The following is a 6,983-nucleotide window of genomic DNA, read 5'->3' as shown; positions in this document are numbered from 1 at the left end:
TGTTCTGCTCGAGCCGGTTGAGCAGATCGTTGAACGACGCCACCAGCGGCGCAATTTCCGGTGGCGCGCGGCTGGCTTCGAGTGGTGAAAGATCATCGGGACGGCGAGCGCGGATATTCGCTTGCAGTGCATGCAGCGGCGCGAGCCCCCGCGACAGCCCAAACCAGACCAGCACGATAGCCAGCGGCAAGATCACGAACTGCGGCAGGATCACACCTTTGATGATGTCGTTGGCCAACTGGCTACGTTTATCGAGCGTCTCGGCCACCTGGACCAGCACCGGATGCGAGAGCGTTAGCGCTTCGACCGTCGTATAAGCGACGCGAATGTCGTTGCCTCGCAGCACATCGTCACGAAACTCCACGATGCCGGGCTGCGGCCGGTCATCGTCGTGAGGCAAGGGCATATCGGCATCGCCACCCACCAGTTCGCCGCGCGTACCCAGCACCTGGAAGAACACGCTGTCCACGTTATCCGCGCGCAGGAAGTCGCGCGTGGCGTTCGGCAGTCGCAATTCCGCGACGCCGTTCACCGGCGCAATCTGCCGCGCGAGCACGTACGCATCCGTCTCCAGCGCACGGTCGAACGGCCCGTTGGCAATCGATTTGGCGACGAGATACGTGACCGCAATGCTCATGGGCCACAAGAGCAGCAGCGGCGCGAGCATCCAGTCCAGGATCTCGCCGAATAACGAACGCGGCGCGGGCTCGCCGTCAGGCTCGAGCTCGTCGGGCGGCGCGAACGGATTCGCATAACGCGCGTCGCGGGAAGCGTCGGGGTCGACTTCCGGCAAGTCCGGCGAAAGAGGTGTCAGCTCGCGCAACGCCGGAGCGGCGCGCTCGGGGGACGCTGGCGAGCCCATGGCGTGGTTACTCGTGGTTACTTGCTACTTGTAGTGCGGGCTGGGCGAGACAGGCTCGTCGGCGTTTGCCGGGGAGGGCGGTACAGGAGCGGCCACCGCGGCAACGGCTTTTTCAAGGCTATAGCCTAACCCGCGAACGGTTATGATCCGCGCCCCGCCGGGCTCGATTTTTTTTCTTAGCCGATGGACATAGACTTCAATCGCGTTATTGCTGACTTCCTCGCCCCACTCGCAAAGGTGGTTGACGAGCTGTTCCTTCGAGACCAGCCGGCCAACCCGTTGCAACAAAACTTCAAGCACGCCAAGTTCGCGTGCCGATAACTCGATCACCTGGTCGTTGATAGATGCAATCCGCCCAACCTGATCGAACGCGAGCGCGCCATGTTTGACGACCGTGGGACCGCCGCCCGCGCCCCGCCGCGTAAGGGCTCGCACGCGGGCTTCGAGCTCGTTCAGCGCGAACGGTTTGGCCATGTAGTCGTCGGCGCCGAGGTCGAGGCCCTTGACGCGTTCGTCGACACTGTCGGCGGCTGTCAGGATGAGCACGGGTATCTGGGAATTGCGGGCTCTGAGGCGTCTAAGGACCTCCAGGCCGGACATCATCGGCAGGCCGAGATCGAGGATCAAAAGGTCGAAAGTCTGGAGCGAAAGCGCGTTGTCCGCGTCCACGCCGTGTCGCACGTGGTCCACGGCATAGCCCGATTGGCGGAGTGATCGAATGAGACCATCCGCGAGTATGCTGTCGTCTTCGGCAATGAGGATTCGCATCGTAGTGTGCGCAAAAAGCATTGCCGGCACCGCAATTCGCCCGGCGCGGCGGTCTCCAGGTGTAGTGGTGTTTCGCATGGGTCGAACGTGGCGCTGAAACTACGCGCTTCGATCGGACTTGCAAAAACACCTGTTTTTTTATACAGTGTCTGCAGCAGTGCGCCCAGCCGGAAAAAAACTCCCAAGGGCATGCGCCAGACGCCGTTCATCATAGCAAAGGACGATTCATGGAAGATAGCAAGAAAGGCCCGGGCGGGATGTCTGCAGAGAAGAGCAAGGCGCTTGCCGTCGCGCTCGCGCAGATCGAGAAGCAATTCGGCAAGGGGTCGATCATGCGACTCGGCGCTGGCGAAGCCATTGAAGACATTCAAGTGGTGTCAACCGGTTCGCTCGGACTAGATATTGCATTGGGCGTTGGCGGCTTGCCGCGTGGACGCGTAGTGGAAATCTACGGTCCGGAATCGTCGGGCAAGACCACGCTGGCCCTGCAAGTGATTGCGGAGATGCAGAAGGTCGGCGGCACGGCAGCGTTTATTGACGCGGAACACGCGCTCGACATCGGTTACGCGCAAAAACTTGGCGTGAGTCCGTCGGACCTGCTGATCTCGCAGCCGGACACGGGTGAGCAAGCGCTGGAAATCTGCGACGCACTCGTGCGCTCGGGTTCCATCGACATGATCGTGATCGATTCGGTCGCGGCACTGGTGCCGAAGGCCGAAATCGAAGGCGAAATGGGCGATTCGTTGCCTGGCTTGCAAGCCCGTTTGATGTCGCAGGCGCTGCGCAAGCTGACCGGCACGATCAAGCGTACGAACTGCCTCGTGATCTTCATCAACCAGATCCGCATGAAGATTGGTGTGATGTTCGGCAATCCGGAAACCACCACGGGTGGTAATGCGTTGAAGTTCTACGCATCGGTGCGCCTGGATATTCGCCGTATCGGTTCGATCAAGAAGAACGACGAAGTGATCGGCAACGAAACCCGCGTGAAGGTGGTGAAGAACAAGGTTGCGCCGCCGTTCCGCGAAGCCATCTTCGACATCCTCTACGGTGAAGGTATCTCGCGTCAGGGTGAAATCATCGACTTGGGCGTGCAAGCCAAGTTGGTCGATAAAGCCGGTGCCTGGTACAGCTATAACGGCGAACGGATTGGCCAAGGTAAGGACAACGCACGTGAATTCCTGCGTGAGAATCCTGAAATGGCGCGTGAAATCGAAAATCGGATTCGCGAGTCGCTGGGCGTCAATGCAATGGCCGATGCACTGGCACCGGGTGTTGCCGAAGTGGCGGATGAAGAAGAATGAGCTTTAGGCGGTAAAGATGATGCGCAGCAAGAGCCGGTTCGGATCGAAAACCGGTCGCGATTCAAATCGTGACGCGGAGCAGGACGCAAAGGAAGATCCGGACGGCTCGAAGTCCATCAGCGACGAAGACGAAAGTCTCAGCGTCGAGGAAGGGGTTGATCGCTATGAGCGAAGTAGCGATCGATTCCGCGCAGCAGCAAGCGAACGCGCCGGTGCGGAGGGATCCGCGCCGGCGCGTCGTTCGTTTGGAAACAGCTTCGCGAAGAGCGGCGGGGTTTCTGGCGAGAAAAGTGGGAGTGGTGGATTTAGTAAGGGTGGTGGATTTTCCAGCGGCAAGAGTGCTGGCGGTAGCGGTAACAGTACCTTCGCCAGGAAAAGCAGCTTTGGGCGCTCCGGTGGTTCAAGCCTGTCGTCTGGCAGCAGCAAGGCTGAGGCAATCGCGGCGAGTTTAGAAGCGGCCGATGGAGCAACGCCGGAGGACGCCGAGCCGGTGTATGAACGGTCGAGTGATCGTGCGTATCCGAAGCGCGGATCGTTTGGCAGCGGTGGGGCGTCGGCGCGGTCATCTTCGAAGAGTGCATCGGCAGATGCTCCGGCTGAATACGAGCGATCGAGTGATCGAAGCAAATTTGGACGTGGCGGGTTGTCGGGGCGCAAAGCAGCCAGTCCGGCCACGCGTGGCAAATCTTCACCTCAGCCTGCTGATGGGGAAGACGTTTTCGAGCGATCCACCGACCGAAACACGGGCCGTCGCCAAGCACCGAAGTCGGCGAAGCCCGCTGACGAGAAAACTCTCGAAACTCCCGAAAGCGCTGATATTGCAGCTGCGCCGCAAGATGACGAGCATCGAACTGAATCCGCACACGCTGATTCCGCCGCGGGATTCGAAGTGGTCGACGCCGAGGAACGCTTAAAGCGCGCTCGAGCGGCGTTGGAACTGGCACTCGTTCAGTCACAGGCTGCGCCTGCAAAAGCTGCGCGGAAATCGCAATCGAAACCGCCGGTTATTTCTCCGGGCATCGAGCGAGACATCGACACCGGTATCGACATAGCCGATCCATTCGAGCCTTTCGAACAGTGCGCGCCATCAGCGGCAGATGCGGTGAGCAAAAGTCAAAACGCCGAATCGGTTTATTCGCGCGGATCCACCGGACGTGGCAAAGCTTCCACAACCGACGATTCCAAGCGAAAAGGGCCGCAGTTATCGCTACGTGGTCGGGCGCTAGGTTACTTATCGCGTCGTGAACATAGCCGCGCTGAGCTGTCCCGCAAGCTGACGCCGCATCTCGGCGAAGGCGATTCCCTCGATACCTTGCTCGACGCGCTTGAGCGAGAAGGGTGGTTATCGAATGAGCGATTTGTCGAGAGCGTGGTTCATCGGCGGGGCACTCGACTTGGCACAAACCGGATCGTTCATGAGCTGAAGCGCAACGGTATCGACGAAACGTTGATTCAGGACGCTGGCGCTGAGCTAAACAAAACCGAGCTCAGCCGCGCTCGCGAGGTCTGGAGCAAGAAATTCGGCGAACTGCCAACCACGCCGGCCGAACGAGCGAAACAAGCGCGGTTTCTCGCCACGCGAGGGTTCAATGGCGGGACGATCGTGAAAGTGCTGAAAGCGGGCGACGACGAATTTATCGAGGAGTAGGCGCAGGCAAAAATTGGGCGCCTACGCGTGGGCAGTGATTCGGCGCCGGCGCGCAAACAGTGACGATCCGATTCAGCGCCTACGTGCGAACAACCATCGATTTGATGGCTGCGACCGCACAACGTCTGCTACCTAACGCCCACACAACGGACGGGGACCAACGTCCCAAAGCCCGATGTTTCAAAGACCCGCAATCCGACTCCCCAACCCCCACGCAATCCGACGCATTAACTCTCACCGCAAAGCACAAACAAAAACCTCAACCCCGACGCTGAGCGGAATTCCCCGCTGTCCGCAGCCATCGCGCAACAAACCCCCGCACAAGCCTCTGCATTGCCCCTCAAGCTTCCCCGCGGCAACTCGGTCCGGCTGAAAATGCCCAGTATGGTAAAATTTCGGCGTTTTCTCATTCCGGCCTTCCTCTGCACATGCCGCTTTCTCCGCCCGTTTCCCGACAGTTGCGCCATCGCCGCGCGATTCGAATGGAAGCGTTTGAGCGTGAAGATGGCCTGTGGGATATCGAAGCCTGTCTAACCGATGAAAAGCCGCGCGACGTCAAACTCGCGGCGGGCGTCCGGCCTCAAGGCCTGCCGATCCATGAACTCTGGCTGCGCATCACCATCGACCGCACGTTCACCATCGTCGACGCCGAAGCGGCTTCCGAGTGGGCTCCGTATGCGGGTCTGTGCGCAGCATCGAACCCTGCTTATCGCGCGCTCATCGGCCTCAATCTTGTGCAGAATTTCCGTCGTGAATCCAGCCGTTTGCTGGCTGGGACGACCGGTTGCACGCACATCACCGAACTTTGCGCAGTGTTGCCCACAGCCGCTATCCAGGCATTCGCCGGCGAAGTGTGGAACACCGAAAAAGGCGGCGCGCCCGGCAAATCAGCGGAAAATTCAGCAAGCAACAACGCAGCAGACAAAGCAGCAGAAATCGACAAACCCCCATTCCAGCTTGGCCGTTGCAACGCATTGCGTTTCGACGGCGAAGCCGTTCGGCAATATTATCCGCGCTGGTTTGGCCACGCGCCCCGTGGCGCGGCAGACCGGATAGTGGATCAGGACAACTCCAAAAAGGCCGGAAGCGAAGCGGAGCCGGCTCAGCGAAATTAGTCGACACTAAGCGAATTTAGCAAGAGCAGGTTCCCAGAACTGGCCGACCAGGAAACATCAGCATGACTCCGGACGCGTGGTCTTTTCACGCGGGAAGCAAGGCTGAACGTAATTCAGGTAATCCAAGTAATTCAAGCAACTCATTAATCCACGCAATCGAAGTTCAATCCAACTCTCAGACTGAAGGAATCACGCATGAAGATTCACGAGTACCAGGGAAAGGAAATCCTGCGGAAGTTCGGCGTCGCGGTCCCGCGCGGCAAGCCCGTGTTCTCGGTGGACGATGCGGTCAAGGCCGCTGAAGAGCTGGGCGGCCCGGTATGGGTCGTCAAGGCTCAGATTCACGCTGGCGGTCGCGGTAAGGGCGGCGGCGTGAAGGTTGCAAAGACGCTGGAACAGGTTCGCGAATATTCGAACCAGATCCTCGGCATGCAGCTCGTCACGCACCAGACCGGCCCTGAAGGCCAAAAGGTGAACCGCCTGCTGATCGAAGAAGGCGCGGACATCAAGAAGGAACTGTACATCGGCCTCGTGCTCGACCGCATCACGCAAAAAGTCGTGGTGATGGCATCGAGCGAAGGCGGCATGGACATCGAAGAAGTCGCGGAAAAGACGCCGGAACTGCTGCACAAGTTTGCCGTTGAGCCGTCAACGGGTCTGCTGGACAAAGACGCCGACGACCTCTCGCGCAAGATCGGTATTCCGGAAGGCTCGATCCCGCAAGCACGCGCGATCCTGCAAGGCCTGTACAAGGCATTCTGGGAAACGGACGCATCGCTGGCCGAAATCAACCCGCTGATCGTCACCGGCGACGGCAAGGTGATCGCACTCGACGCCAAGTTCAATTTCGACGCCAACGCGCTGTTCCGTCACCCGGACATCGTCGCTTATCGCGATATCGACGAAGAAGATCCGGCTGAAGTGGAAGCGTCGAAGTTCGATCTGGCCTACATCTCGCTCGATGGCAACATCGGCTGCCTGGTGAACGGCGCCGGTCTGGCAATGGCCACGATGGACACGATCAAGCTGTTCGGCGGCGAGCCGGCCAACTTCCTCGACGTGGGCGGCGGCGCCACGACCGAGAAGGTCACGGAAGCCTTCAAGATCATGTTGAAGAACCCGAACCTCAAGGCGATCCTCGTGAACATTTTCGGCGGCATCATGCGCTGCGATGTGATCGCGGAAGGCGTGATCGAAGCGTCGAAGGCCGTGTCGCTGAAGGTGCCTCTGGTCGTGCGCATGAAGGGCACGAACGAAGATCTCGGCAAGAAGATGCTGGCGGATTC

General features: G+C 59.7%; 6 protein-coding genes. 4 read left to right on the top strand and 2 right to left on the bottom strand.

Features of this window, described 5'->3' with window-relative positions; all coding sequences use genetic code 11:
• A partial coding sequence (locus JWR14_RS30020) for a sensor histidine kinase (RefSeq protein WP_299716565.1) occupies window positions 1–862 on the bottom strand: 862 nt, incomplete at its 3' end.
• 24 nt (window positions 863–886) lie between these two features.
• Entirely contained in the window at window positions 887–1,630 is a 744-nt protein-coding gene (locus tag JWR14_RS30015) for a response regulator transcription factor (RefSeq protein WP_299716562.1), read from the bottom strand.
• 227 nt (window positions 1,631–1,857) lie between these two features.
• Between JWR14_RS30015 and recA the strand changes: the two genes are divergently transcribed.
• The 4 genes from recA to sucC all read left to right on the top strand — a co-directional run.
• Window positions 1,858–2,934, top strand: a complete 1,077-nt coding sequence (gene recA / locus JWR14_RS30010) for a recombinase RecA (RefSeq protein WP_299716559.1) — start codon at window positions 1,858–1,860, stop codon at window positions 2,932–2,934.
• A 16-nt stretch (window positions 2,935–2,950) separates the two neighbouring features.
• A complete protein-coding gene (recX, locus tag JWR14_RS38650) occupies window positions 2,951–4,582 on the top strand; it encodes a recombination regulator RecX (RefSeq protein ID WP_366144616.1) in 1,632 nt (543 codons plus the stop codon).
• A 428-nt stretch (window positions 4,583–5,010) separates the two neighbouring features.
• Complete coding sequence (locus JWR14_RS30000; RefSeq protein ID WP_299716556.1) at window positions 5,011–5,697, top strand: DUF2889 domain-containing protein; 687 nt, start codon at window positions 5,011–5,013, stop codon at window positions 5,695–5,697.
• Between the two features lie 195 nt (window positions 5,698–5,892).
• On the top strand, window positions 5,893–6,983 hold a 1,091-nt coding region (gene sucC / locus JWR14_RS29995; protein ID WP_299716553.1), incomplete at its 3' end, for an ADP-forming succinate--CoA ligase subunit beta.

Source organism: Caballeronia sp. (assembly GCF_028292365.1).
Lineage (GTDB): Bacteria > Pseudomonadota > Gammaproteobacteria > Burkholderiales > Burkholderiaceae > Caballeronia.
Note: the sequence above shows the minus strand (reverse complement) of the source record. Positions and strands in the feature narration are given on the sequence as shown.

Coding starts and splice junctions, on each gene's coding strand:
- recA (WP_299716559.1), top strand. CDS start 1,858: ATGGAAGATAGCAAGAAAGGCCCGGGCGGGATGTCTGCAGAGAAGAGC.
- JWR14_RS30000 (WP_299716556.1), top strand. CDS start 5,011: ATGCCGCTTTCTCCGCCCGTTTCCCGACAGTTGCGCCATCGCCGCGCG.
- JWR14_RS30015 (WP_299716562.1), bottom strand. CDS start 1,630: ATGCGAATCCTCATTGCCGAAGACGACAGCATACTCGCGGATGGTCTC.
- recX (WP_366144616.1), top strand. CDS start 2,951: ATGATGCGCAGCAAGAGCCGGTTCGGATCGAAAACCGGTCGCGATTCA.